We start from the raw sequence: 646 nt of genomic DNA, 5'->3' as shown, positions 1-646 counted from the left end.
TCCTTATAGTATTCGCGCAGCTCGCCCTCGCCAAACTTGAACGGGAAAGGCATCGGACAAGGAAAATCTTCCGTATCCATCGCAGACACGATCAGGTTGTAGCCGCCGGGGTTGGTGTGTTCCTTCATATTGGCAATCACATCAGGAACATAACGCGGCATCAGGAACATAAACACTACGGTCGCCACCATATAATCGAAGTTTTCCTGAATATTGGCGGCGTTGAGGTCGTATTCAAACGCGCGAACATTCAACTCTTCAATACGCGCCAGCTCTTCCACGTTTTGAACCGCATGGGGATTATTATCGACAGCGGTAACGTCAAAACCTTTCAAACCCAGATACAGCGCATTGCGCCCCTGGCCGCAGCCCATATCCAAAACCTTGCCGACAGGCACGATGCCTTCGGCGGCGCGGACGGCCGAATGTGTCGCGCTCATGCCGTATTTCTTATTGAAATAGTCCGCCGCCTCGCAGTAAAACGACAGTTGGATTTCCGTGTCTTGCGTTTGCGGCGCAATAAAGTGCCATGCTTGCGGATGGATAATCCAATCGCCGCTCTCAGGCGTCAGCTCATGCGTGGCCGTAACATTGCCCGCCTCGTCCAATTCATTGAAGTTCAGACGGCCTTGGAGGACATTGAGGC

At 52.6% G+C, this 646-nt stretch carries 1 protein-coding gene; it reads right to left on the bottom strand.

Translation table 11 applies throughout. The features are described from left to right. Nucleotides 1-646 (bottom strand): tellurite resistance methyltransferase TehB (gene tehB, locus ACTHUM_RS17250; RefSeq protein ID WP_440403590.1); only part of this gene is annotated, 646 nt, incomplete at both ends.

It is taken from the genome of Neisseria sp. P0021.S006 (assembly GCF_051956895.1).
Note: the sequence above shows the minus strand (reverse complement) of the source record. Positions and strands in the feature narration are given on the sequence as shown.